This window comes from Conexibacter woesei Iso977N (genome assembly GCF_000424625.1).
Lineage (GTDB): Bacteria > Actinomycetota > Thermoleophilia > Solirubrobacterales > Solirubrobacteraceae > Baekduia > Baekduia woesei_A.
On sequence record NZ_AUKG01000001.1, the window covers coordinates 743,998 to 767,160 of the forward strand.

Annotated in this window: 22 protein-coding genes; 12 read left to right on the forward strand and 10 right to left on the reverse strand. The window is 71.9% G+C overall.

Annotation, left to right across the window (positions count from 1 at the left end; genetic code table 11):
- Nucleotides 1-19: 19 nt before the first annotated feature.
- Genes H030_RS0103635 through H030_RS0103645 form a run of 3 tightly spaced genes read left to right on the forward strand, consistent with a single transcriptional unit; the run spans nt 20 to nt 3,617 of the window.
- Nucleotides 20-784, forward strand: coding sequence for a cyclase family protein (locus H030_RS0103635; RefSeq protein ID WP_027005122.1), 765 nt, complete (start codon nt 20-22; stop codon nt 782-784).
- A 7-nt stretch (nt 785-791) separates the two neighbouring features.
- Nucleotides 792-2,681 (forward strand): glycoside hydrolase family 2 protein, encoded by a 1,890-nt coding sequence (locus tag H030_RS0103640; RefSeq protein WP_027005123.1) that lies wholly within the window; start codon nt 792-794, stop codon nt 2,679-2,681.
- 48 nt (nt 2,682-2,729) lie between these two features.
- Entirely contained in the window at nt 2,730-3,617 is an 888-nt protein-coding gene (locus H030_RS0103645) for a DUF559 domain-containing protein (protein ID WP_231398352.1), read from the forward strand.
- 51 nt (nt 3,618-3,668) lie between these two features.
- Here the strand turns inward: H030_RS0103645 and H030_RS0103650 are convergent, their stop codons facing one another.
- From H030_RS0103650 to H030_RS39505, 4 genes are read right to left on the reverse strand one after another with little or no spacing between them, the layout of a single operon-like run.
- The gene (locus H030_RS0103650) at nt 3,669-5,000 is read right to left on the reverse strand and encodes a class II fumarate hydratase (RefSeq protein ID WP_027005125.1); all 1,332 of its coding nucleotides are present in this window, start codon (nt 4,998-5,000) and stop codon (nt 3,669-3,671) included.
- Between the two features lie 27 nt (nt 5,001-5,027).
- Entirely contained in the window at nt 5,028-6,293 is a 1,266-nt protein-coding gene (locus H030_RS29020) for an alpha/beta hydrolase (RefSeq protein WP_196808978.1), read from the reverse strand.
- A gap of 18 nt (nt 6,294-6,311) precedes the next feature.
- The gene (locus H030_RS36260) at nt 6,312-7,151 is read right to left on the reverse strand and encodes an alpha/beta fold hydrolase (protein WP_027005126.1); all 840 of its coding nucleotides are present in this window, start codon (nt 7,149-7,151) and stop codon (nt 6,312-6,314) included.
- Nucleotides 7,148-7,609, reverse strand: a complete 462-nt coding sequence (locus H030_RS39505; protein WP_196808979.1) for a hypothetical protein — start codon at nt 7,607-7,609, stop codon at nt 7,148-7,150. The genes H030_RS36260 and H030_RS39505 overlap by 4 nt, the downstream gene beginning before the upstream one ends.
- Before the next feature lie 24 nt (nt 7,610-7,633).
- On the opposite strand from H030_RS39505, the gene H030_RS0103670 reads away from it, so the two are divergent.
- Nucleotides 7,634-8,962, forward strand: coding sequence for an MATE family efflux transporter (locus tag H030_RS0103670; RefSeq protein ID WP_027005128.1), 1,329 nt, complete (start codon nt 7,634-7,636; stop codon nt 8,960-8,962).
- On the opposite strand, the gene H030_RS29025 is transcribed toward H030_RS0103670, so the two are convergent.
- Complete coding sequence (locus H030_RS29025; protein ID WP_051221625.1) at nt 8,959-9,387, reverse strand: acyl-CoA thioesterase; 429 nt, start codon at nt 9,385-9,387, stop codon at nt 8,959-8,961. The genes H030_RS0103670 and H030_RS29025 overlap by 4 nt on opposite strands.
- Nucleotides 9,384-10,166 (reverse strand): polyphosphate kinase 2 family protein, encoded by a 783-nt coding sequence (locus H030_RS0103680; protein WP_027005129.1) that lies wholly within the window; start codon nt 10,164-10,166, stop codon nt 9,384-9,386. Before H030_RS0103680 ends, H030_RS29025 begins: the two co-directional genes overlap by 4 nt.
- Nucleotides 10,167-10,279: 113 nt before the next feature.
- Between H030_RS0103680 and H030_RS38150 the strand changes: the two genes are divergently transcribed.
- Nucleotides 10,280-10,546: a MerR family transcriptional regulator gene (locus H030_RS38150; protein WP_081690481.1), complete on the forward strand. Its 267-nt coding sequence runs from the start codon at nt 10,280-10,282 to the stop codon at nt 10,544-10,546.
- Nucleotides 10,547-10,621: 75 nt separating this feature from the next.
- Here H030_RS38150 and H030_RS0103690 read toward each other — a convergent pair whose 3' ends face one another.
- Nucleotides 10,622-11,953, reverse strand: coding sequence for an HD-GYP domain-containing protein (locus H030_RS0103690; protein WP_027005130.1), 1,332 nt, complete (start codon nt 11,951-11,953; stop codon nt 10,622-10,624).
- Between the two features lie 280 nt (nt 11,954-12,233).
- Here H030_RS0103690 and H030_RS29030 point away from each other — a divergent pair, with 280 nt between their 5' ends.
- From H030_RS29030 to H030_RS36270, 6 genes are all read left to right on the forward strand, one after another.
- The gene (locus tag H030_RS29030) at nt 12,234-13,148 is read left to right on the forward strand and encodes a MerR family transcriptional regulator (RefSeq protein WP_035125819.1); all 915 of its coding nucleotides are present in this window, start codon (nt 12,234-12,236) and stop codon (nt 13,146-13,148) included.
- Between the two features lie 22 nt (nt 13,149-13,170).
- The gene (locus H030_RS0103700) at nt 13,171-13,665 is read left to right on the forward strand and encodes a hypothetical protein (RefSeq protein ID WP_081690482.1); all 495 of its coding nucleotides are present in this window, start codon (nt 13,171-13,173) and stop codon (nt 13,663-13,665) included.
- Nucleotides 13,666-13,773: 108 nt separating this feature from the next.
- A complete protein-coding gene (locus H030_RS29035; protein ID WP_035125821.1) occupies nt 13,774-14,667 on the forward strand; it encodes a MerR family transcriptional regulator in 894 nt (297 codons plus the stop codon).
- A 393-nt stretch (nt 14,668-15,060) separates the two neighbouring features.
- A complete protein-coding gene (locus tag H030_RS36265) occupies nt 15,061-15,531 on the forward strand; it encodes a MarR family winged helix-turn-helix transcriptional regulator (protein WP_196808980.1) in 471 nt (156 codons plus the stop codon).
- Between the two features lie 33 nt (nt 15,532-15,564).
- Entirely contained in the window at nt 15,565-18,687 is a 3,123-nt protein-coding gene (gene ileS, locus H030_RS0103715) for an isoleucine--tRNA ligase (protein WP_027005132.1), read from the forward strand.
- 158 nt (nt 18,688-18,845) lie between these two features.
- Entirely contained in the window at nt 18,846-19,169 is a 324-nt protein-coding gene (locus tag H030_RS36270; protein WP_051221629.1) for an MGMT family protein, read from the forward strand.
- 48 nt (nt 19,170-19,217) lie between these two features.
- Here the strand turns inward: H030_RS36270 and trxA are convergent, their stop codons facing one another.
- From trxA to H030_RS0103735, 3 genes are all read right to left on the reverse strand, one after another.
- On the reverse strand, nt 19,218-19,544 hold the full coding sequence (trxA, locus tag H030_RS0103725; protein ID WP_027005133.1) for a thioredoxin: 327 nt from the start codon (nt 19,542-19,544) through the stop codon (nt 19,218-19,220).
- Nucleotides 19,545-19,651: 107 nt separating this feature from the next.
- Entirely contained in the window at nt 19,652-20,347 is a 696-nt protein-coding gene (locus H030_RS0103730) for a stage II sporulation protein M (RefSeq protein WP_155891818.1), read from the reverse strand.
- A gap of 93 nt (nt 20,348-20,440) precedes the next feature.
- A complete protein-coding gene (locus tag H030_RS0103735; protein WP_027005135.1) occupies nt 20,441-21,175 on the reverse strand; it encodes a polyprenol monophosphomannose synthase in 735 nt (244 codons plus the stop codon).
- A gap of 87 nt (nt 21,176-21,262) precedes the next feature.
- Here H030_RS0103735 and polX point away from each other — a divergent pair, with 87 nt between their 5' ends.
- Nucleotides 21,263-22,996 (forward strand): DNA polymerase/3'-5' exonuclease PolX, encoded by a 1,734-nt coding sequence (polX, locus tag H030_RS0103740; protein WP_027005136.1) that lies wholly within the window; start codon nt 21,263-21,265, stop codon nt 22,994-22,996.
- The last annotated feature ends 167 nt before the right edge of the window (nt 22,997-23,163 follow it).

Genomic DNA, 23,163 nt, shown 5'->3' on the forward strand with positions numbered 1-23,163 from the left:
GCAGAAGGGCTGAGCGCCGATGCCCCGCTTCGTCGACCTGTCAGCGCCGATCGTCGCCTCCCCGGCCGAGCTGCCGGACATCCTGCGCACGGACGTCGAGTTCTCCGATCATGCGGAGGGCGCGAGGACGATCGAGACGATGCTCGGCGTCGGGCCGGAGCTGCTGCGCGACGGCGAGGGCTGGGCGGTCGAGACGTTCACGCGGTTCGGGACGCACAACTCGACGCACGTCGATGCGCCGTACCACTACAACTCGACGATCGGCGGCGCGCCCGCCAAGACGATCGACCAGCTGCCGCTGGAGTGGTTCTACGGGCCGGGCGTCGTGCTCGACATGTCGCACAAGGCCGACGGCGAGGCGATGACGGTGCAGGACGCGGAGGCCGCGCTCGATGCTGCGGGGCATGTCCTGTCGCCGGGCGACATCGTCCTGGTCCGGACCGACCGTGACGAGTTCCTGGATGCCCTGGACTACATGACCCGCGGCCCGGGCGTGACCGTCGAGGCGACCCGCTGGCTGCACGCCGCGGGCGTGCGCGTGATGGGCATCGACGCCTGGGGCTGGGACGCGCCGCTGCACCTCCAGGCCGCGGCGGCCAAGGAGTCCGGCGAGGCCGGGATCTTCTGGGCCGCGCACCAGGCCGACCTCGAGTACTGCCAGATCGAACGGCTCGCGAACCTGCGCGAGCTGCCGCCGAACGGGTTCACCATCTCGGTCTTCCCGCTGCGGCTCGTCGGGGGATCGGCCGCGCCGGCGCGCGCGGTTGCCATCATCCCCGGCTGAGCCCTGGATGAAGAGCACCGGCCTGAAGCTGACCCTCGTGGCCACGTTGATCGTGGCGGTGCTGGTCGGCGGGGCCGCGGTGGTGTTCGGGGCGGGCACGCAGAAGCCGAGTGGCGACGCGTTCTCCGCGCCGATGGCGTCCGGGGGGCCGGCCGGGCGGCTGGCGCTGAGCGGCCCGTGGGTCGAGTCCGACGACCCCGCCGACGTCGGCGTCGAGTCCGGGTGGGCGAGCGGCCAGTTCACCGGCAGGTTGGTGGACATCCCCTACGTGCCCAACGCCGCGCACGTGACCGGCGCGGCGGGCGTCGCCGCCTACAGGGGCGGGATCGCGTGGTACCGGACGACGCTGACCGCGCCGCGCACGGGGTCCTACGCGCTGCGCTTCGAGTCGGTCCACCACATCGCGACCGTGTGGCTCGACGGGCGCGAGATCGCGACGCACACCGGCGCGTACCTGCCGTTCGAGGTCGGGCTGCGGCTGCGCGAGGGCGTCGCGCACACGCTCGTCGTCCGCGCCGACTTCCGCTGTCCGACGTGCCAGAAGCGCGCGGGCTGGCACCGCACGTGGTTCAACTACGGCGGCATCAACCGCGAGGTGACGCTGCGCCCGCTGGCGCGCAGCGAGGTCGAGGCGCCCGCGGTCCGCACGCGGCTCTACCGCGGCGCGGCGATCGTGGACGTCAGCACGACGGTCGACAACCGCGCCTCGTCGACCCGCTCGCTCCAGGCGCGCGGCACCCTCGGCCGTCGCGGCTCCGCCACGGCGTTCGCCTTCCCGCGCGTCCGGATCGCGCCGCACGAGAGCAAGCGCGTGACGACGCGCGTCGTGATCAAGAACCCGCACTTGTGGCAGCCCGGCGCGCCCAACCTGTACGCCTTGCACGTCGGCGTCGCCGGCGAGGGGTCGTGGGACGACTCGGTCGGCCTGCGCGAGGTCACCCGCTCCGGGCGCGAGCTGCTGCTCAACGGCAGGCGCCTGCGCCTGCACGGCGCGTCGATCAACGAGGACGCCGACGGCCACGGCGACGGCCTGACCGCCGCCGACATGGACCGCGTCGTGCGCGAGCTGAAGGCGATCGGCGCCAACGCGACGCGCGCGCAGCACGCGCTGTCGCCGCCGCTCTTGGAGCGCCTGGACCGCGCCGGGATCCTCGTGTGGCAGGGCGTCGGACCGGTCGACGCGCCCGGCGCCTGGACCTCCGGCACCCCGGAGCTCGCCCACGCCGCGCGCGAGCGCGTCCGGACCAGCGTGCGCCAGGAGCAGCTGCACCCGAGCGTCATCGCCTGGAACCTCGCCAACGAGATCGCCGGCAACGGCCACGACGCGTCGCAGGTCGCCTACATCTCCGACATGGCGCGCGAGCTGCACCGCGAGGACCCGGGCCGGATCGTCGCCGTCGACCTCTGGGGCGCCCACCCACCGAGGGTCCCGGGCGAGATCTACAAGAACGTCGATGCCGTCGCGCTGACCAACTACATCGGCTGGTACGAGGGCGCCGACGAGTCCCGCGCGCAGATCGCCTCGCGCCTCCACTCGACCGCGCTGGGCTTCACGCGCCTGTTCCCGAAGAAGGTCCTGCTCGTCTCCGAGTTCGGGGCGGAGGCCAACGCCGCCAACGCAGCCGAAGCACCCGGCGGCTACGCCTACCAGTCCTGGCTGCTGCGCCGCCACATCGCGACCTACCGCGCCCTCCCCCAGCTCTCGGGCATGTTGGTGTGGAACCTCCAGGACTTCGGCGTGGCCCCCACCTTCGCGGGCGGGTCCATCAGGTCGGTGATCCCGGCCATCGTGGTCGAACGCGGCCTCAACACCAAAGGCCTCTTCACCTACAACGGCACGGCGAAACCCGCCGCCGCCGCGGTCGCCCGCGCGTTCGCAGCACTCCCCGGGGGGTGAGTTTCGGGTCCAAGTCGCCTAGACCCCAATATGTGGGGGTCAAACGACTTGGAACATCGGTTGGCGGAGTTCGCCACCAACAACTACGGCGTCGCGTCGCGCGAGGAGCTCCGGGCGCTGGGGTTCGACGACAGGGCGATCGAGCACCGGCTCGCGGTGGGACGCCTCCAGCGCCTGCATCGCGGCGTCTACGCCGTCGGTCACGCGCACCTAGGCCGCGAGGGCCGGTGGCGCGCCGCGGTGCTGGCGTGCGGTGAGGGAGCGGTGCTGAGCCATTGGGACGCGGCCGCATTGCACGACCTGATGCCGTCGCGCGGCGCGCGGATCCACGTGGTGCGGCCGAGCAACGCGGGGCGCTCGCCCGATCCGGCGCGCATCGCGCTCCACCGCGTTGGCACCTTCCACCCCTGGGAGGGACGGCTCAGCGACGGGATACCGGCGACCACGGTGGCGCGGACGCTTCTGGACCTCGCGCCCAAGCTGCGACCTCGCGCGCTGGAGGACCTCATCGCCCGGGCGGATCGCCTGCAGGTCTTCGACCTCCGCGCGCTCCACCGCTCCCTCCAGGCTCACCCACGCCAGCCCGGGGCGCCCCGGCTCCGGTCCGTCGTCGATGCCCTGTCCCACACCCCGGCCGCGGATCTGCGCAGCCCGCTGGAGGTCCGGCTCCTACAACTTTGCGACGACTACAACCTGCCGACGCCCCGAGCGAACACGACCATCGCCGGCCTCCTCGTCGACTTCCACTGGCCGGGCACCAACCTCATCGTCGAGACCGACGGCTACGCCTACCACTCGACACCCTCGTCCTTCGAGCGCGATCGCGAACGCGATCAGCGCCTCACCCTCGCCGGCTACACCGTCGTCCGGTTCACCTACAACCAGGTGACACGGACGCCGGAAGCGGTGGCGGCCCGCCTCCGGCGTCTCGTGTGATGCAAGTCGTCTAACCCCCACATATTGGGGGCCAGGCGACTTGGACCGCCGCTAGGCCTGGTTGCCGGCGGCGATCTTGCGGAGGTTGATGGTCTCGTCGTAGAGCTTGGCGTCGACGCCCTCTTCGAGGGCGACCTCGCGCAGGGGGCGGCCGGAGTCGGCGGCCTTCTTGACGATGACCGCGGCCTTGTCGTAGCCGATGGCGCCGTTGAGCGCCGTGGCCGTGGCGAGGGTCGCCTCGGCTGAGGCCTTGGTGCCGGCCCTGTTGACCGTGATGCCGTCCACGCACTTCTCGGCGAACGCCACCGACGTGGTGCTCAACAGGTGGATCGACTGCAGCAGGTTGCGCGCGATCAGCGGGATGCGCACGTTGAGCTCGAACTGGCCCTGCATGCCGCCGATCGTGATCGCGGTGTCGTTGCCGATCACCTGCGCGCTGACCTGGAGCACGACCTCCGGCAGGACCGGGTTGACCTTGCCCGGCATGATCGACGAGCCCTTCTGCAGCTCGGGCAGGAAGATCTCGCCGATGCCCGCGCGCGGGCCGGAGCCCATCAGCGCGATGTCCTGCGCGATCTTGGTGAGCGAGACCGCGACGACCTTCAGCGCGCCGCTCAGCTCGACCAAGGCATCGCGGTTGGCCTGCGCCTCGAACGGATCGGCCGGCGGCGCGATCAGCCTCAGCTTCGAGTCCTTCGCCAGGCGCTTGCGCACCTCGGCGGCGAACCTCGGGTGCGTGTTCAGGCCCGTGCCCGTCGCGGTGCCGCCGAGCGGGATCTGGCCGACGTGCACCAGCGCGCTGTTGATCCGCTCCTGGCCCAGCCGGATCTGCACGGCGTAGCCGGCGAACTCGGCGCCGAGCGTGACCGGCACCGCGTCCATCAGGTGCGTGCGGCCGGACTTCACGACGTCCTTGAACCTCCTGGCCTTGCGGTCGAACGACCGCTCCAACTGCCTCAGCGCCGGCAGCAGCGTGTTGGTCGCCTCGTCCAGCGCGGCAAGGTGGACGGCGCTCGGGAACACGTCGTTGGACGACTGGCCGAAGTTCACATGGTCATTGGGATGCGCGCGACCGTCGGTCAGCGCGCTGATGACCTCGTTGGTGTTCATGTTCGACGACGTGCCCGAGCCGGTCTGGAAGACGTCGATCGGGAACTGCGCGTCGTGCTCGCCGGCCGCGATCGCCTCGCCGGCCGCGGCGATCTCCGCAGCGAGCTTCTTGTCGAGGTTGCCGAGGTCGGCGTTGACCAGGGCGGCGGTGCCCTTGATCCGGCCGAGCCAGTGGATGACCGCGAGCGGGACGGTCTCACCGGAGATCGGGAAGTTGTCGACGGCCTTCTTGGTCTCGCCGCCGTACAGCGTCTTCTTCTTCACAGGGGGCATGGCCTCGAAGCCTACGACTTCAAGGCTTCACACCGCCGCGCGCGTGATCGTCACGCGCGCCGACGCCGGCACGCGGACGATCAGGCGGCCGCCCCTGGTCGCGCGCACGATCGCTGAGCGCTTCCGGAAGGTCCCCGCCGTCGTCGGTCGCATCGCCACGACGTAGCGAGCACGGCGCGCGTAGCCGGCGCGCGCCGTCACCGTCGTCGGCCCGTCGGTCTGCAGCGTGAAGCCGCCCGCGCGCACCCGCGACAGCGTCCGGAACGCGAGCCGGTCGCGCCCCGCGTGCACGGCGTAGCCGCGCATCGTCCAGTCGCGCTCGGTCGCCGTGAACGACCACGGGGCGGGCAGCGCCGTGGGGTGCGAGAACACGGACATGATGCCCGGCAGCGTCTGCCGCAGGTCCCGCTGCCAGTAGTCCCACTCGTGCCCGCCGGCGCCGTAGTCGTCGTACTGCCGCGCGATCCCGAGCGCCGCGGTGCGCGCGGCGAACGACGCGGTCTCGGCGTGGATCACCGGCTCGACCACGTCGTCGGGCCCACCGCCGCCGAACGGCCCGCCCGCCGCGCCCGTCCCCGTCGCGAGCCACAGCGCGACCCCGCGCAGGTTGCCCGCCAGGTCGGTCGGGTTGTGCCCGCGCCAGTCGACCTGCGGTCCGCTCCACGGCCCCCACGGCTGCGCGGAGACGATCCACCCCAGCTCGTGCCCGCCGTTGACGCCGACGTCGAGCGCGCCCGAGAAGCTCGCCGCCGCCGCGAAGACGTCCGGGTGGCGCGCCGCGTAGCTCAGCGCGCCGAACCCGCCCATCGACAACCCGGCGATCGCCCGCTGGCTGCGCGCCGCGATCACCGGCTCGTGCGCCTCGATCCACGGGATCAGCTGCTCGACGTGGAAGTCCTCCCAGCGCGGCCGGGACCCGTTGGGCCAGTTGGTGTACCAGCCCTCGGCGCCGCCGTCGGGCATGACCACGACCATCCCATAGTCCTTGGTCAGCGCCTCCGCGTCGCCCTGGTCGGTCCACGCCGTCGCGTCGCCGTCGCTGCCGTGCAGCAGGTACAGCGTCGGGTACCTGCGCCCGGGGTTCTCCGCGGCGTCGGCGGGCAGCAGGACGCGGACGCGGACCGGGTCGGCGAGCGCGTCGGTCGTGAACGTCAGCTCGGTCAGCCGCTCGTCGAGCGGGACGCTCGAGACGAGCCTCAGGCCGGACGCGCCGGAGACAGCGGCCGACGCGGCGCTCGCGCAGGCGAGCGTGAGGAGCGCGCCGAGCAGTGCAGCGCGGGACAGGCGGAGCATCACCATCATCATGCCCGTTCAGCCGAAGAAGGCGATCAGCTCGCGCGCCACGCCGACGGGGTCGTCGTAGGCGATCAGGTAGCCCGTCCCGGGCAGCACGCGCAGGATCGCGTCGGGCAGCAGGTCCAGCGCCTCCTCCGCACCGCGCAGCGGATGGTGGCGGTCCTCGTCGGCCCACAGCAGCAGCACCGGGAAGCCGAGCTGCGGCAGCAGGTCGAGCACCTCGCGGCGCGCGCTGCGCGGAAGCTCGCGCGCGAGCTTGGACCACGACCGCGCGAGGTTCGCGTTGCCGCCGACGTCGGCCAGCGCGTGGCGCACGAGGTCGGCCGCCTCCGGGACGTCGCGCGCGGTCAGCGCGCTGCCGCGCTCGGGCCGGAACGCGAGCTTCACGGCATGTCCGGCGAGCCGGTCGAAGCCCGGCAGCCCCGCGGCGCGCGCCGCGCCCGACCAGGTCCCGCGCGCACGCGGGCGCTCGGGCGGCCGGTGCAGCCGGCACGGCATCAGCGCCAGCCGCCCCGGGGTCAAGGACCCCAACTCGATCGCGCGCACCAGCAGGTCGGCGCCGAGCCCGTGGCCGCCGACCAGCGGCCGGCGCCCGCCGACGTCGGTGCAGAACGCGGCCAGCACCGACGCCAGCCAGTCGAACGTGTACGGGTGGCGCGGCCGGTCCTCGCTGTCGCCGTGTGCGGGCAGGTCGGGCAGGATCAGCCGGAAGCGATGCGCGAGGTCCTCGACCGCCGGCTCGAACTCGCGGTGCGACAGGCCGACCGAGTGCACCAACACCAGCGGCGGCCCGGTCCCGGTCTCGCGGTAGGCGATCCGCGCGCCGTCGTCGGCGTGCCAGAGGCGCAGTCTCATCCGTTCACGCCTCCCGCCGCCGCGCCGCGCGCCAGCGCGCGCCGGACCGCCGGCGCGTCGCCCGCCGCGAGCACCGCGGTCTGCACGCGCCGCGCCAGCTCGGCGGCGATCCCGGTCGTCCCGGACCCGCGGTCGATCGCCGCGCTCAAGTACCCCAACTGCAACGCGGCGACAGACGACCCCGCCGCCGCGCGCGTCGCCAGGTCCTCCGCGGCCTGGTGCATGTTGGTCCCCAGCACCTGCAGGTCGGCGTCGGTCAGGACCAACTTGGTGCACTTGGAGAGCGCCACCCCGCCGCGCAGCCGCACGGGCCCGGGCGCGGCGTGCAGCGCGCGCAGGAGGCCGGCGGAGTCGGTGTCGGTGCAGATCAGGGGCATGGCCGGCGGCTCGCTGCCGCACGCGAGGACCACCAGCGACGACGCTGTCAGCACGGCGGCGAGGGCGCGACGGCACCGCATCGGGACCATCGTAGAGTCCGGACGGTGCCGTCCCGCAACCGCGCCTACGACCGGGAGATCCTGCGGCTCGCGGTCCCGGCGCTCGGCGCGCTGGCCGCCGAGCCGCTGTACCTGCTCGCCGACACCGCGATCGTCGGGCACATCGGGACCCAGCAGCTCGCCGCGCTGGCGCTCGCGGGCAGCGTCCTCTCCGCGATCGTCACGCTCTGCAACTTCCTGACCTACGGGACGACCGCGCAGGTCGCGCGCCTGCACGGCGCCGGCCAGGACGCGCGCGCGGGGGAGATCGCCGCGCAGTCGCTGTGGCTGGCGATCGCGATCGGCACGCTGATGACGCTCGTCAGCGCCGCGGCCGCGCACCCGCTGATGAGCCTCGTCGGCGGCCACGGCGACGTCGCCGACCTCGCCGCGCGCTACCTGCGGATCAGCGCGCTCGGGATCCCGTGCGCGCTGATCGCGCTCGCCGCACAGGGCTACCTGCGCGGCGTCGGCGACCTCAGGACGCCGCTGGTCGTGGTCGTCGTGGCCAACATCATCAACATCGCGCTCGAGCTGCTGTTCGTCTACGGCTTCGGCTGGGGCCTGGACGGCAGCGCGGCCGGGACCGTCCTCGCGCAGGCCGGGATGGGCGCGGCGTTCGCGGTCCTGCTCCTGCGCGCGCCGGCGACCTCCCGGAAGCCGCACGCCCAGCAGCTCAGGTCGCTGCTGCGCATGGGCGGGCACATCGTGGTCCGGACCGGCTCGCTGCTGCTGGCGTTCATCATCGCCGGCGCGGTCCTGGCCCGGATGAGCGACGCGGCGCTCGGCGCGCACCAGATCGCGTTCCAGGTCTTCATCTTCCTGGCGCTCGTGCTCGACGCGATCGCGATCGCCGGGCAGGTGCTCGTCGGCCGGATGCTCGGCGCGGGCGACGCGCCCGGCGCGCTGGCCGCGGCCTACCGGATGTGCGTGTGGTCGCTCGCGGGCGGCGCGGTCCTGGCGGCGGCGCTGCTGGCGACATCGCACCTGATCCCGCACGCGTTCTCCAGCGACCCCGAGGTCATCGACAAGGCCGAGGAGCTCTGGCCGCTCTTCGCCCTGCTCCAGCTCCCCGGCGCGCTGGTCTTCGCGCTCGACGGGATCCTGCTCGGCGCGGGCGACACGCGCTACCTCGCCTACGCGATGGCCTTCAGCGCGTTCGGCGTGTTCGTCCCGATCGCGCTGCTGAGCCTGCACTTCGGCTGGGGCGTGACCGGCGTCTGGTGGGGCCTGAACGCGCTGATGGTCGCGCGCCTGGCCACGATCGGCGCCCGCTTCCTCGGGCGCCGCTGGCTCGTGACCGGCGCGACGACCGCCGTCGAGGCCTACAACTAGCCCGCGGAGCCGGCGGGTGCGCCCGTCTCGGACTCCAGCGTCTCGCGCAGCTCGTCCGGGAGCTGCGCCGCGGCCTGCGCGGTGTAGTCGAAGCCGACCAGGACGCCGTAGCCCTCGGCGACCAGGCGCGAGCCGACGCGCATCTCGAACTCGACCCGGAACGACGAGCGCTTGACGTTGCCGATCGAGCACCTCACCGCGACCTCCTCGTCGAACAGCACCGGCGAGCGGTAGTTGATGTGGCACTCGGCGAAGATCAGCCCGAACGCGTCCGCCTCCGGGTTGGCGGGGTCGTGCGACGGGACGAGCTCGCGCAGGTACGCGATCCGGGCGGTCTCGAAGTAGCGCAGGAACACCACGTTGTTGAGGTGGCGGTTCGCGTCGAGGTCGCCGAAGCGGACCCGCTCGGTGTGGACGAAGCTCATGCGTTGGTCTCCGGTTCTAGAGGTTGCGGCAGGGCGAACCCACGTGCGGCGCACCCGCGCTCGATCTGCTCGACCACGCACTCCATCACCTTCACGCGTGCGAAGCGCTTCGACTCGCCCTCGACCAGCGTCCACGGCGCCTCGAGCGTGTCGGTGCGCGCGAACATCTCCTCGACCGCCTCCTCGTACTGCGGGCGCTTGTCGCGGTTGCGCCAGTCCTCGTCGGTGATCTTGTAGGTCTTGAGCGGGTCCCTCTCGCGGCGCTTGAAGCGCTTGAGCTGCTCCTCGGGCGAGATGTGGAACCAGAACTTGCAGAAGATCGTGCCCTCGGCGGCCTGCGTGCGCTCGAACTCGTTGATCTCGTCGTAGGCGCGCCGCCACTGCTCCTCGGTGGCGAAGCCCTCGACGCGCTCGACGAGGACGCGGCCGTACCAGGAGCGATCGAAGATCGTCATGCCGCCGTGGCCGGGGATCGCGATCCAGAAGCGCTTGAGGTAGTGGTGGCGCAGCTCGTCGGGCGTCGGCGCGGAGAACGACGCGACGCGCACGTGGCGCGAGTCGAGCGGCGCGACGAGGCGCTTGATCGCGCCGCCCTTGCCGCCGGCGTCCCAGCCCTCCATCACGATCGCCAGCGGCGGGCCGATCGGGTCGTCCGGATGGAGCTTGCCGCCGAGCGCCAGGCGCAGCTGCGCGAGCCGCCGGCCGGCGCGCATGAGGCGCTCGTCCTGCTCCCTGCGCTTGAGCTTGAGGGAGAGGTCGAGGTCGTCGAGCCGGGTCATAAGTGACACAAATCCTCTCAGACCGCGCAGGCTCTGCAGCTGAGACGGCCGAAACCTGCGCAAAGCCGCAAGTGTGGTCGCGAAGCCTTCAGATCGAGCTAACACTGACCTTCATGACGCGGTCCACGCATACCAGCCGTCTGGGTCTCACGACCTCAGAGGCGGCACGTCACCTCGGGGTCTCCCTCTCCACCGTCCGCCGGTGGTCCGACATGGGCTACCTGCGCGGCTACCGGACGCCGGGCGGGCAGCGCCGCTTCCCGGTGCAGGAGCTCGACGAGTTCGTCTCCTCCCTGGAGGAGCGCACGACCGGCACCGGCCGGTTCGTGCGAGAGAACGAGGCGGCGGCCGAGATGCCGCCCCTCGAGACTGACGAGTAGAACAACAACTTCAAGGGGGACGCGCGCCGGAAGCGGCGCGCAGCGGGACTGCTCCGGCGCAAGCTGCGCCGGGCGTCAGCCTCCAGCGGCCTCGTTCATGCGCCGCTCGATCGCCAGCTCCTCGTCGTAGTCGGCCTCCGCGGCGTGGCGGTAGTCCGTCCCCTGGCCGGCGAGCAGCTCGGCCAGCATCTCGACGTAGGTCTCGTCCAGCTGCCTGCCCGCGACGCGGCGCAGCTCGGTCAGCGCCTCGAACGACGACAGCTGCGTCCGGTAGGTGTCGGGCGCGGTCAGCGTGTCGTAGACCTCGGCGACCGCGATGATCTTGGCGATCTCCGGGATCTCCTCCGCGGTCAGCCGCCTCGGGTAGCCCTTGCCGTCCGGCCGCTCGTGGTGGGCGACGATGATCTCGCTCAGCGGGCCGTAGACGCCGATGTCGCGCAGCATCTCGGCGCCCAGCTCCGGGTGGCGGCGGATCGAGACCCAGTCCTCGTCGGTCAGGACGACGCCGCGCTCCATCACGCGGTCGCTCAGCGCGAACCGGCCGATGTCGTGCAGCAGGCCCGCGGTGTGCGCCAGCTCCTGGTCGCGCGTGGACATCCCCGCGTGGTGGGCGATGTCGCGTGAGAACCGCGCGACCGCGGCGCAGTGGCGGGCGGCGCGGTGGTCGCGGGCGTCGAGCGTCCGGATCAGGCCGCTCAGCACGCCCCAGCTGAGGTTCGCGTACTCCTTGGTCCGGTGGCGCGCGACGATCACCAGGCGCGTCATGTAGGTGAACGCGAGCAGCGCCACCAGCACGAGCGTGATGACCGCGAAGCCGGTCTGGGCGTAGAGGACGCCGATCGCGGTGACCAGCGCGATGTTGATGGCGATCGTCGGCGCCAGGTCGGCCAGCGCCCTGCCGCGCTGCTGCAGCGGGTGGCCCTCGTAGACCGCCATCAGGACCGCGACCAGCTCGGAGTTGACGATCAGGACCGCGCCGCTGGCCACGGCCAGCGCGGCGGCGAACGCCGCGGACTCGTGGTCGAGGCCGAGCTGCTGGATGACGACCGCGGCGGCGACCGTCGGCAGCGCGCTCGCGGCGAGGTTGATGAGCATCGGGATCGGGCGATAGCGCTCGATCGCCCAGCCGATCAGCTCGGAGAGCACCGGGACGCAGAACGCGGCCGCGGCGCCGAGGAAGCCGGCGCCCAGGATCCCGCAGAGGAACGCGCCCGAGACGAACATCAGGCCGACGTTGACGTCGACGGCCAGCAGCCGTGAGGCCACCGCTGCGACGAGCAGCACTCCGAAGAGCGCGTCGGCAACCGTGCCGGGGCTCACGATCGCGACGACGGCGGCGATCGTCAGCCCCGACAGCGCCAGCGCGGTCGCGAGGCGCGGGTGTTGCACCACGTCCGGCCCGCTCACGACGGAGACGCTACAGCGCGCCTCCGGGACGGTCCAGGGGTAGGGCTAGCGGCTACCGACGTAACCGGCCATCGAGGCCACGAAGACCAGGACACCGGCGTAGGGCAGAGCACGGAGCTTCAAGTTGGACACAGCAGCCTCCCGAAAGGTGTTGTTGGACGGATAACCGGCGGCGAGCGTAAGGTCCGCTTGTGGCTCTGCACGGGAAGCTGCGCAAAATCGATGCATTTTCGACAACAAGCGGGACTAAAGCTGTACTCCGTGATCCCGTTGAACGCGCGTGCGCACGCTGAAGACATCTGAAGCCGCTGCCGTCCTGAACGTCAGCCCAAATACGCTCCGTGCGTGGGAGCGTCGCTTCGGCTATCCCAAGCCGCAGCGGAGCCCCGGAAAGCACCGGCTCTACACGCACGGCGAGATCGCCGCGCTGCGCGATGCGCTGCAGGAGGGGCTGTCGATCTCGTCGGCCATCTCACGCGCTCGTGAGTCGGTCGCGGCCGACACGCACGTGCTCGTCGGGGCGCTGAGCGCCTACGAGCTGGAGCGGGCCGACCAGGCGATGGAGGGCGCGCTCGCGCTGCGCTCCGTCGAGCGGTCGGTCGAGGAGGTGCTGCTGCCCTCGATGGCCGAGATCGGCGAGCGCCACGGCACCGACTCGGCGCCGTGGGCCGTGGCCGCGCGCTGGGCCGGCGAGTGGCTGCTGCGAGCGCAGCGGCTGTCGCCGCCGATGGCGACCGGCCCGGCCGTCCTCGTCGGCGACGCCACGCGCGACCAGCTCGACCCGGACTGCCTCGCGCTGCGCGCCCTCGAGCTGTGCTCGTCCAGGATCGGCCTGCGGGCCGTCACGCTGCCCGTCACCGGGCTTGCGGGCCTGGGCGACGTGATCGCCGCCTACGACCCGAAGGTCGTCGTCATCGCGGGCGGCGAGGAAGTCGACGACGACGTCGCGCGCTGGGCCTACAGGGTCCGCGCGTCAGCCGGCGCCCTGCCGGTCCTGCTCTACCGCCGCAACGGCCGCTCCACCACCCGCAACGCCGGGGCGCGCCACCTCGCGGACTCCGCCACGATCGCCGCCGGGCAGCTGCTCGACATCGCGGAGGGCGGCAGTGCCGAGGACGAGGCGGAGGAGCTGGAGTTCGAGGACATGTCCGGGCCGGTCTCCACCACCCAGAACCGCCGCCGGTTGTCCGCCTGATGGCTGCTGAGGAGGATCCCGCTTGAGCTCTCGTCCGTCCCTCCGCCTGGTCCCGGATCTCGCCCCGCCGACACCCGTCGTCAGCTTCTGCGGGCATTGCGGCCAGGCCCCGGACCCGTCGACCGCGGCGCTGAACGCGCGTGTGTGCGGCCGCTGCGGGCTCGGGGTGATCGTCACCGCGGCCGCGGACCTCGCGCCGCGCGAGCGTGAGTCGTTCCTGATCGTCGACACGCAGCTGAAGGTGTGCGCGCTGTCGCGCGGCGCCGAGCGGCTGCTGGGGCTGGCCGAGCCCGACGCCGTGCATCTGCACGTGTCGGAGTTCCTCGAGCCCGCTGACGCCGAGGCCGGCGCCGGTGACGCGTTGTTGCAGCAGATCGTGTCGTCGGCGGCGATGGGCTTCGCGCCCGCGGTCAGCGTGACCGTGCGTCCGACCGGCGAGTACGGCGTCCGGTACGCCGCGCGTGTCGGGGCCTGCGGGCCGCCGGAAGGCGCGCTGATCGTGCTCGGGACGGTCTAGGCGTCGGCGTGTAGCTGCGCGTTCCTTCCTGGTGCAAGGCCCGTCCCGCCCTGCACCGGGCGTTGCGCAAGTTGCCCGAACCTCCACAAAGGGCGAGATTAACGGGACATGGGTGGCTCGATTCGGACCAACGCGGCGGCGGCGATGCTTGGCGTCAGCCCCAACACGCTGCGCTCGTGGGAGCGCCGGTTCGGCTTCCCGGAGCCGAAGCGGACCGCCGGCGGGCACCGGCAGTTCGACCTCGCCGAGATCGAGGCGCTGCGCGCGGCCTTCGAGGAGACGCAGAACATCTCGTCTGCGGTTTCGGTTGCCCGCGAGCGGGGGGCGGGTCCCGCCTCCCCGGCGCGGCTGCAGTCGGCCTTCGGGCGCTTCGACGAGGACGGCGCGAACCGGTTGATGGAGGAGTCGCTCACGGTGCGCTCCGTCGAGCGGACGCTGGAAGAGGTCCTGCTGCCGACGATCGAGTCGATGGCGCCCGCGCTGAACGTGGCGCCGACGCCCGAGTACGGCTTCGCCTGGCGCTACGCCACGGGCTGGATGGCCGCGACGCAGCGCATCTCGCCGCCGGCGTCGCGCGCCGAGGGCGTCCTGGTCTTCGACGCCTCGCGTCCCGGGGACTGCGAGGCGCTGCACGCGCAGGCCTTGGAGCTGGTGCTGCGCCGCGCCGGCCTTCGTACGTTGACGCTGACGGCCGACAGCGACCCCTCGCGGCTGTCGCACGCGATCGCCGCGCTGGACCCCCGTGCCGTCGTGCTGACGGGCAAGGGCGCCTCCCTGGACTCCCTGGGCCGCCTCGTCTTCACCGCCCGCCGCGTGGCCGGGGACGACGTCGCGATCCTCGACTACCGCGGCGCGATCGCCCACACCGGCTCGTCCACCGTCGAAGCCCTGCCGGACCAGCCCCTCTCAGCCCGCGAATCCCTCCTGATGCGCCTCGACGGCCGCCTGTCGACATCCGGCGGCCGCTTCGTCCGCGGCCCGTCGACGGCCATCGGCCTGTAGGCGCTCGGCACACGCGCCTCGTCGCGCGCGTCGGCTCGACCGCCGCGGGGCGGTCATCGCCAACAACTGCGCCAACGTCTCGCAACCAATGCGTTGTCGAGCGCGGCGCCTCCGTCCTTCGCGCTCTCCGCGACTCTTCGGCACACGCGCCTCGTCGCCAGCGTCGGCGCGACCGCTGCGGGGCGGTCAGCCCAAGCACCTCCGCCGACGCTTGACAACCAGCGCGTCGTCGACCGCGGCACCTCCACCCCTCGCACCCTCCGCCCCGCATCCCGCTCGGGGTCAACGGTGCATTTGGGCTCCATGCGAACCCCTCTGCGCCGCTGACGTTCGCGCGCCGTGGTCGCCGGTCGTTCGGAGCCGTCCGACCGGCTTGGAAGGATGGCCATCGCGATGACGCTCACCCAGTCCGGCGACACCCTGGCCCACGAGGCGCTCGAGTCCTTGTTCCTCGCTGAGGCGAGCGTCCGGCGGCGCCTGGCCGCCGACCTCGAACGCGAGGGGCTGTCGTCGTCCGGCTTCAGCGTGCTCATGGTCCTCTCGTCGTCGGGCGGCGAGCTGGAGCTGCGCACGCTGCGCGCCCGCCTGCGCACGTCGAAGGCCAACGCGACCGAGGTCGTCACGACGCTCGAGACCCGCGGGATGGTCCAGCGCTTCCGCCTGCCGCACGACCGCCGCGCCGCGTCGGTCCGGCTGACCGTCCAGGGCCGCGAGCTCGTCGACCGCCTCGTCCCGGAGCACACCCAGCGCGTCACCGACGCGTTCGCGATGCTCGACGAGGCCGAGAAGCGCACCCTCGCCGACCTCTGCCGCAAGCTCACGGCTGAGGCCGAGGCGCAGGCCGCCGTCGCGCCCGCGCTGTAGCCCCGCGGCGCGCCGAACTATCCTCCGGCGTCCATGGCGCGCCGTCCTGTCGAGTCCAACCAGTCCTTCCCCCAGCTCGAAGAGCAGGTGCTCGCCCGCTGGCGCGAGCGCGACGTGTTCGCCGAGTCGCTCCGCATCCGCGAGGGCGCCGAGCGGTGGGTGTTCTGGGAGGGGCCGCCGACGGCCAACGGGCGCCCGGGCGTCCACCACGTCCTGGCGCGCGCGTTCAAGGACATCTACCCGCGCTACAAGACGATGCGCGGCCACCTCGTCGAGCGCAAGGGCGGCTGGGACACGCACGGCCTGCCGGTCGAGATCAACGTCGAGCAGCAGCTCGGGCTGCACAACAAGCACGACATCGAGCGCTACGGCATCGCCGAGTTCAACAGGAAGTGCCGCGAGTCCGTCTTCGAGTACCTGGAGGACTGGAACCGCCTGACCGAACGGATCGGCTTCTGGGTCGACCTCGACAACGCGTACCGGACGCTCGACGCGAGCTACGTCGAGTCGATCTGGTGGGCGCTGCGCCAGATCGCCGACAAGGACCTGCTCTACGAGGGCCACAAGGTGGTGCCCTACTGCCCGCGCTGCGGGACCGCGCTGTCCTCGCACGAGCTGGCGCAGGGCTACAGGGACGTCATCGACCCGTCGGTCTACGTGCGCTTCCCGGTCACCGCGGCGGCCGGCCCGCTGCAGGCCGGCGACGAGCTCTTGGTGTGGACGACCACGCCGTGGACGCTCGTGTCCAACGCGGCGGTCGCGGTCGACCCCGAGCTGACCTACGTCCGGGCCCGCGCCGCGGGTCTCGATCAACCTGTCGTCCTTGCTCAGGCCCTGGTCGAGCGCGTCCTGGGCGCCGACACCGAGGTCGAGATCCTCGACTCCTTCCCGGGCGCGGCCCTGGACGGCGTCCGCTACGAGCCGCCGTTCCCGTTCATCTCCGGCGCCGAGTACGGCGAGCGCGGCCACACGGTGTTGTTGGGGGACTTCGTCACCGCCGACGACGGCACCGGCCTCGTCCACACCGCGATCGCCTTCGGTGAGGACGACTTCCGCCTCGGCGCGCAGTACGGGCTCAACGTGGTCAACCCGGTCACGCTCGAGGGCCTGTACGACGAGCGCATCAAGGGCTACGAGGGCCGCGCGGTGCGCGACGCCAACGCCGACCTCGTCGAGGACCTGCGCGCGTCCGGCCGGCTGCTGCGCGCGGAGGACTACGAGCACTCATACCCCCATTGCTGGCGATGCGGGACCGCTCTGCTCTACTACGCGAAGCCGTCGTGGTACATCGCCACGTCGAGGCTGCGCGACCAGCTCCTGGCCGCCAACGAGACCGTCGGCTGGCACCCGGAGCACGTCAAGCACGGGCGCTTCGGCCGCTGGCTGGAGAACAACGTCGACTGGGCGCTGTCGCGCGAGCGCTACTGGGGCACGCCGCTGCCGGTCTGGCGCGCGGAGGACGGCTCGGGCGAGATCCACGTGATCGGGTCGTTCGCCGAGCTGGAGGAGCTGTCGGGCGTCAAGCTCGAGGACCCGCACCGGCCCTACGTCGACGACGTCACGTTCATCTCGCCGAAGACCGGTGCCGTGATGCGCCGCGTGCCCGAGGTCATCGACGTCTGGTTCGACTCCGGAGCGATGCAGTTCGCTCAGTGGCATGCGCCGTTCGAGAACGCTGAGCGGATGGAGACGTCGTGGCCGGCGGACTTCGTCTGCGAGGCGCTGGACCAGACGCGCGGGTGGTTCTACTCGCTGCTGGCGGTGTCCGTGCTGTTGTACGGCGAGTCGCCGTACAAGGACGTCGTCTGCCTCGGCCTGATCCTCGACGAGGACGGGCAGAAGATGTCCAAGTCGAAGGGGAACGTCGTCGACCCGTTCGCGGTGCTCGACAAGTTCGGCGCGGACGCGTTGCGCTGGTACTTCTTCTCGTCCAAGCAGCCGTGGGACGGGTACCGGTTCAGCGAGGAGACGATCGCCGAGGGCGTCCGACTGTTCCTCAACACGTTGTGGAACACCTACGGGTTCTTGGTGTTGTACGAGAACGCGGCGGAGGGGACGCCGGCGGCGGACGCTCCGATCGGCGAGCCGACCGACCTGGACCGCTGGGTGCTGTCGCGGCTGGCGGCGACGGTGGAATCCGTCACGACGTCGCTTGACGCATTCGACGCGACGACCGGCGCGCGTGAGATCGCGACGTTCGTCGACGACCTGTCCAACTGGTACGTGCGCCGCAACCGGCGCCGGTTCTGGGACGGCGACAAGCGCGCGTTCGCGACGCTGCGCGAGTGCCTCGTGACGGTCGCGCAGCTGCTCGCGCCGTACACGCCGTTCATCGCGGACGAGATCTACGACAACTTGGACGCGTCGGCGGGGTCGGTGCACCTCACCGACTGGCCGGTGGCGGCCGCGCGCGATCTGGAGCTGGAGTCCGCGATGGCCACGGCGCGCGAGGCGGTCGCGCTGGGTCTGCGTGCGCGCGCGGGCGCGAAGGTCGGCCTGCGCCGGCCGCTGGGCGAGGCGGTCGTGGTGGCCGCGGGGCGCGAGCGCGCGGCGCTGGAGTCGCTGTCGGAGATCGTGCGCGACGAGCTCAACGTGAAGGCCTTGCGGTTCGTCGATGAGGCCGACGAGCTGGGGTCCTACGAGCTCAAGCCCAACTACCGGGCGCTCGGCCCGCGCTTCGGCAAGAACATGCCCTTGGTCGCTGCTGCGGTCGCGGGCCTGGACGCCGACAGGGTCGCGGTCGCGCTGCGCGAAGGCCGGACGGTCGGGATCGCCGTCGACGGCCACGACCATGAGCTGACCACCGACGACTTGTTGGTGGGGTTGCAGCCGCTGGAGGGCTTCCAGGTCGAGCGCGAAGCCGGCCACGCCGTGGCGTTGGATCTCGCGATGTCCGAGGAGCTGCGCCGTGAAGGCTGGGCCCGCGAGGTCGTTCGTGCAGTCCAGAACGCGCGCAAGGACGCCGGCCTCGAGGTCTCCGACCGCATCGCGCTGTCACTCGGCGGCGACGCCGAGCTGGTCTCGGTCGCCCAGGAGTTCTCGTCCCTCGTTGCCGACGAGGTGCTGGCGACGTCGGTGTCCTTCGACGGCGCGACCGGCACCTTCTCAGCAACGATCGACGGCCACACCCTCTCCATCTCCGTCGAACGCGCCTAGCGGATCCTGCGGGCCGCCTCGCCGCGCCTGGAGCCACCGACCGGTCTCAAAGGGCGTCCGCCCTCCTTCGCTCGGCCGGCGGCCCCAGCCACGACGATCCGGGCCGCAGGATCTCGCTAGGGGGGGCGAGTTTTCGTCGCTCAGCCCCTAGTGGGGGCATGAGCGACGACGACATCACGATGGACGACGACGCGGTCCGTGCGGTCGTCGAGCGGATCCCGCCGGGGCGGTGGATGTCCTACGGGGACGTCACGGCCGCGGCCGGCGGCGTGCCGCGCCAGGCGATCAGCATCAACCCGCGGCTGACGCGGATGAGGTGCGACGGCGCACACCGCGTCCTGAAGTCGGACGGCAGCATCGCCGGCACCGCGCTCGGCGATCCCGAGCGGGTCCGGCGGCGACTGCGGAGGGAGGGCCTCAAGTTCACGAGGGGGCGCGCCCCGGAGGACGCGCGGTTGACGCTCGCGTTGGTGGAGGCGTAGGCGATGGCGACGCTGCGCGTTGGCGCGTCGCCATCGCGGCGCGGCCGGCTAGGCCAGCGCCGGCTCCAGCTCGGCCTCGAGCTTGCGCTTCGGGTACGCGCCGATGATCTTCTTGGCGGCTGCGCCGTTCTTGAACAGGATCATCGTCGGGATGCTGAGCACCTCGAAGTTGGCGGCCGTCTGCTGGTTCTCGTCGACGTTCAACTTCACGATCTTGAGCTCGGGGCGCTCGGCCGCGATCTCCTCGAGGACCGGCGCGACGACGCGGCACGGGCCACACCAGGGCGCCCAGAAGTCGACGAGGACGGGGCCGTCGGCCTCGAGGACCTCGGCCTGGAAGTTGCTGTCGGTGACGTCGGAGAGGGTTCCGGCCATGTCGGGCTCCTTGGAAGGGGTAGGACCTGCACTATACAAAGTGAAGTGCAGTCTCGGGCGAAGCGGTCGCCGTTACGGCAACGCTACCCGCAACCGAGGCGCCTGGCTCAGCCGCGCAGCGCCAGGATGAGGTGCGGCGACACGTACACCTCGATGAACGCGGCGGTGACCACGAACGGGACCGCGACGGCGACGGTCAGGAACGTCGCGGCCATCAACTCCTCCCAGGCGCCGCGCTTGCTCGCCGACGTCCAGGCGGCCAGCGGCAGGAACAGGCCGATCAGCTCCGGCACCGCGTGCGGGAGCAGGCCGACGATGAACACGTCCGGGCTCACGCCGCCCTGGGCGGCGAGCGTCGAGGCGTCGCCGCCGAGGATGTACGCCTGCGTGAGCAGCGAGAACGACGTCGCGCAGATCACGAAGCCGATCGCCAGCGGGCCGGCCTTCTCGTGGATCAACCGCCACGTGCCGCTGTAGCGCTCGGCCTCCATCGGCATCGAACTGCCGGCGATGAACCCGGCGACGCACGCCATCGCGTGCAGCGCGAGCACGAGCGAGTTCCGGAACAGGATCCGGCCCACGTCGCTCAGCTGCGGCGATCGAGTGAGCCCGGGGAACTGCAGCGGCGTCGGGTCGGGCGTCGACATGTACGCGATCACGACGACCGCGGCGAGCAGCAGCGCGCAGATCGCCGCAGACACGGCGAACCACGGCCCGAGCACCTTGAACGGGCGCGCGTTCCAGCGCTCCAGCGTGGCCCGCGTGTCACGCAGACCCTGAACGACCACAAGCTCGGGAGCCATCACCCCGGACGATCGGCCACTGCACCTCGACCCTTGAACCCACGGTCCGCGCGCTCAGCGCACGCGGCCGCCCCGTTCCGCGCCGCGATCGGCTCAGCGCGCGCGGCTGCGGCTGCGCAGCCTCGGCACGAGGAACATCGCCTCGATGGCGATCTTCGCGCTCATCTTCGACTTGCCCCGCAGGCGGTCCCGGAAGGTGATCGGGACCTCGACGACGCGGAAGCCGTGGCGGATCGCGCGGTTGGTCAGCTCGACCTGGAACGCGTAGCCGTGGGCCTCCACGCTCGGGAGGTCGATCGCCTCCAGCACCTCGGCGCGGAAGCACTTGAAGCCGCCGGTGAGGTCGCGCACGGTCAGCCCGAGGATCACCGCCGCGTACAGCGACCCACCGCGCGAGATGATCCGGCGCAGCAGGCCCCAGTCGAGCACCGCACCGCCGGCGACGTAGCGCGACCCGAGCGCGACGTCGGCGCGCCCGTCCCGGACCGCCTCGAGCAGGCGGGCGAGGTCCTTCGGGTCGTGCGAGAAGTCGCTGTCCATCTCGAAGACGAACCCCGCGCCCTGCGACAGCGCGCGCTGGAACCCGGCGACGTACGCCGGACCGAGCCCTTCGCGCTCGGTGCGGTGCAGCACCTGCACCTGCTCGTGCTCGGTCGCCAGCCGGTCGGCGATCCGGCCGGTCCCATCCGGCGAGTCGTCGTCGACGACGAGGATCCGGAACCCGTCCGGGGCCGCCTGCGCGAGCACCTCGAGCGACGCGGCGACGATCAGCTCGATGTTCTCGGCCTCGTCGAAAGTGGGCAGGATGAGCCAGGGCAGACCGGACACGACCGGGACACCCTAGAGCGCCTCGATCCCCCACGCCGCGCGACCCCTCGCAGCTCCCGGCGCCGCCGCCGTAGGCTGCACACCAGGATGCCCGACCCCAGCAACGCGACCATCGCCGCCGCCTTCGACGAGCTCGGCGACCTCTACGAGCTCGACGGCGCCGTCGTCCACCGCGTCGTCGCCTACCGCAACGCGGCGAAGGCGGTCCGGGACGCGCCGATGTCGATCGCCGCGCTCACGCGCGAGGGCAAGGTCACGACGCTGCCCGGGATCGGCAGGACGCTCGAGGAGAAGCTGCGCGCGCTGCTCGAGACCGGCACGATCCCCGCCGCTGAGAAGCTCCGCGCCAAGTTCCCGCCCGGCCTGATCGACCTCACGCGCCTGCCCGGCCTCGGCCCCAAGCGCGCGCGGCGGCTGTTCGACGAGTTGAACATCGACTCGCTCGACGCCCTCAAGACCGCCGCCGAAGGCCAGAGGCTCCGGTCGGTCAAGGGCTTCGGGCCCAAGTTCGAGGAGTCGGTCCTGGAGGCGTTCGCGTCCGGGGTCGCCGAGAAGGCGACGCCGCGCGTCCTGCTCCCGCGCGCGATCGAGCTGGCCGACGCGATCGTCTCCGAGCTGGAGAGGCACCCGGCGGCGGTCCGGGTCGAGGTCGCCGGCGGCGTCCGGCGCCTCGCCGACTCGGTCAAGGACCTCGACATCGTCGCGTCCGCCACCGACCCCGCGGCGCTCGCGGCGGCGCTCGCCGACATCGACCTGATCGAGTCGGCCGGCAACTCCGGCCCCAACGCGGCGCGCGCCCGGACCCACAACGGCGTCAGCATCGACCTGCGCGTGGTCGAGCCCGACCAGTTCGGCAACCTGCTGCAGCACTTCACGGGGTCCAAGAACCACAACATGCGCCTGCGCGAGCGCGCCGTGCGCAAGGGCCTGCACGTCTCCGAGTACGGGATCACCGACGACGCGACCGGCGAGACGCTGCGTTGCGAGACCGAGGAGGCCGTGTACGAGCGCCTCGGCCTGCCCTACATCCCGCCGGAGCTGCGCGAGGACCGCGGCGAGCTCGATCCCGGCTTCGTGATCCCCGAGCTGATCGTGCAGGAGGACCTGAAGGGCGACCTGCACATGCACACGATCGCGTCCGACGGGCGCAACACCGCCGAGGAGATGGCGCGGGCCGCGCTCGAGCGCGGGCTGGAGTACATCGCGATCACCGACCACTCGGCAACGCACGGGTTCGGCAACGACGTCTCGCCCGACGGGCTGAAGCGCCAGATCGAGCTGGTCCGCGGGATCAACGACAGGCTCGACGGGATCGAGGTGCTGGTCGGGACCGAGACCAACATCCTGCCCGACGGCGCGCCCGACTACGACGACGAGTTGTTGCAGCAGTTGGACTGGGTGGTCGCGTCCGTCCACACCTCATTCGGGATCTCGTCGGCCGAGATGACCAAGCGCGTCATCACCGCGATCGAGCACCCGTACATCGATTGCATCGGACACCTGACCGGTCGCAAGATCGAATCACGCAAGCCCTACGAGCTGGACACCGACGCCATCTTCGCCGCCGCCGCGAAGCACGGGACCATGCTGGAGATCAACTCCGCACCCGACCGCCGCGACCTCTCCGACGTCCACGCCCGCGCCGCCCACGCAGCCGGCGTCACGATCATCATCAACACCGACGCCCACGGCGCCAACACCCTCTCCAACTCCCGCTGGGGCATCGCCACCGCCCGTCGCGCGGCCTTCACCAAGGCCGCGATCGCCAACACGCAGCCCTGGTCGACCTTCGGGCCACTGCGCAAGCACGCCAGGGCCTAGCCCACCCGCAGCCGCGCTCGCCCACCTCGGGCTCATGCCGGCCCCACCTCGCACCAACCCTCTTGGCGCGCCGACTCGGCCCACCTCGGGCCCATGCCCGATGGGAACGGCACGGCGATCACCGTTCCCTGCAAAGAGCGGACAGTTCGGCACCTACACGAACATGC

Bases quoted from the DNA above. Each gene is read 5' to 3' on its own strand.
- H030_RS0103635 (WP_027005122.1), top strand. From the start codon at position 20: ATGCCCCGCTTCGTCGACCTGTCAGCGCCGATCGTCGCCTCCCCGGCC.
- H030_RS0103640 (WP_027005123.1), top strand. From the start codon at position 792: ATGAAGAGCACCGGCCTGAAGCTGACCCTCGTGGCCACGTTGATCGTG.
- H030_RS0103650 (WP_027005125.1), bottom strand. From the start codon at position 5,000: ATGCCCCCTGTGAAGAAGAAGACGCTGTACGGCGGCGAGACCAAGAAG.
- H030_RS29020 (WP_196808978.1), bottom strand. From the start codon at position 6,293: ATGCTCCGCCTGTCCCGCGCTGCACTGCTCGGCGCGCTCCTCACGCTC.
- H030_RS36260 (WP_027005126.1), bottom strand. From the start codon at position 7,151: ATGAGACTGCGCCTCTGGCACGCCGACGACGGCGCGCGGATCGCCTAC.
- H030_RS39505 (WP_196808979.1), bottom strand. From the start codon at position 7,609: ATGCGGTGCCGTCGCGCCCTCGCCGCCGTGCTGACAGCGTCGTCGCTG.
- H030_RS29025 (WP_051221625.1), bottom strand. From the start codon at position 9,387: ATGAGCTTCGTCCACACCGAGCGGGTCCGCTTCGGCGACCTCGACGCG.
- H030_RS0103680 (WP_027005129.1), bottom strand. From the start codon at position 10,166: ATGACCCGGCTCGACGACCTCGACCTCTCCCTCAAGCTCAAGCGCAGG.
- H030_RS38150 (WP_081690481.1), top strand. From the start codon at position 10,280: ATGACGCGGTCCACGCATACCAGCCGTCTGGGTCTCACGACCTCAGAG.
- H030_RS29035 (WP_035125821.1), top strand. From the start codon at position 13,774: ATGGGTGGCTCGATTCGGACCAACGCGGCGGCGGCGATGCTTGGCGTC.
- H030_RS36265 (WP_196808980.1), top strand. From the start codon at position 15,061: ATGACGCTCACCCAGTCCGGCGACACCCTGGCCCACGAGGCGCTCGAG.
- ileS (WP_027005132.1), top strand. From the start codon at position 15,565: ATGGCGCGCCGTCCTGTCGAGTCCAACCAGTCCTTCCCCCAGCTCGAA.
- H030_RS36270 (WP_051221629.1), top strand. From the start codon at position 18,846: ATGAGCGACGACGACATCACGATGGACGACGACGCGGTCCGTGCGGTC.
- trxA (WP_027005133.1), bottom strand. From the start codon at position 19,544: ATGGCCGGAACCCTCTCCGACGTCACCGACAGCAACTTCCAGGCCGAG.
- H030_RS0103730 (WP_155891818.1), bottom strand. From the start codon at position 20,347: ATGGCTCCCGAGCTTGTGGTCGTTCAGGGTCTGCGTGACACGCGGGCC.
- polX (WP_027005136.1), top strand. From the start codon at position 21,263: ATGCCCGACCCCAGCAACGCGACCATCGCCGCCGCCTTCGACGAGCTC.